This is a genomic window from Vibrio sp. Vb0349, from assembly GCF_033338975.1.
This window is the reverse complement of record NZ_JAWOTS010000248.1, coordinates 1-1,300: the sequence shown is the minus strand read 5'-3', so window position 1 is coordinate 1,300 and position 1,300 is coordinate 1. Positions and strand designations below refer to the sequence as shown.

Genomic DNA, 1,300 nt, shown 5'->3' with positions numbered 1-1,300 from the left:
AAGTCAGGTCTAGGTCGTCAATTGGTGAGTAACTGATCCCGAAGTTAAAAGATACAGACTTTTCTGCATCCAGATCTTCATTGGATGTGCGAGTAACGTCATATTGAGTTTCCGGACATTCTGAAGCTGATATGCCATTCTGGCTACAGAATACGTAGTCTTTCGCATAGTCAGATGAGAAGCTATCAGCTCCGTATAGATCCGATAGGGTTGGAGCTCGGAAACCAAGACCTGCACCAGTACGGAACATCAAGTTGTCTAACGGCTGGTAACGGAAAGATACTTTTGGTGAGATTTCATCTCCAAAGTCACTGTAATGGTCGTAACGAGCTGCAATGTTCATCTCTAGTTCATCAGTAAACGCAATGAGAGATTCAGCATAAATTGCGTATGTTTCGCGGTCACCACCAGCGGAGTTCCCCGAACTGCCAATGATATTACCCGCTTCACTTTGTGGATCGTATTGGTCAAAGTAGTCGTAAGTTGTGTACTCTGCCCCTACATATAGTGGGATAACAATGTTTCCCACTTCTGCTAGATCAAATTGAAGTCCACCATAAACTTGGTGCATTTCCATTTGAGTTTCGCGCCCTGTTCCTGCTGACAGTTGGCTAGTCGCATCGGCACTGAATTCGCCATTTACAAACTGACCTGAGTTTGCCAGCTGTTCAGCTGGAGAGCGGAACACATAGCCAGTACCAGTTTCGTTACTATTCGAGAAGTTTAGGTGGTAACCAGTTTCCCAAATGACTTCACCAAATGAATCTGTGTAAAGTGTGCCATCTAAGCCGGCTTTTAAGTCTGCTTGGAAATCGGTAACACTATTGTCACGTGTACCAACATTGTTGAATCGGTAATAAACAGCAGCAGGACCTTTAGTTGCATCTAAGCCATTTTCGGCAAAGAATGCTGCGCCACCAGTAGTTGTTGGATCGACTTCGAAATAACCAGCCGCTGGCGCGAAGCGTCCAAAGCTTTCATTTCGGTTTAAAAGAACCTGAGCGTTAAACGTGGTGTCATCAGATAAGAAAATGTTACCGTTCATAAAAACGGTGTTGCGTTCTAGAGATGCTGTTTGAGCAGCTTCCGATGTGTAGTCGTAGCCGCAGATATCACCTAAGCCAGGGTAGTTCGTTAACCCTACAAAACCTTTTGAAGGATCACATGACGCGTTAGTGTCGTAGCCCTTAAGTGCTTTCAACTGACCATCATGATAAACGTTACGCCCGTAAATACTAACGCCTGACATATCGAAGTAGTTTGCAGAGCCAGTGTTAGTTGAGCTTAGGTAATCACGATC

1 protein-coding gene is annotated in these 1,300 nt (G+C 44.7%); it reads right to left on the bottom strand.

The annotated features are described in order from the left end of the window. The coding region (locus R7Q47_RS24935) for a TonB-dependent receptor (RefSeq protein ID WP_318089977.1) at positions 1–1,300 on the bottom strand (1,300 nt) is incomplete at both ends.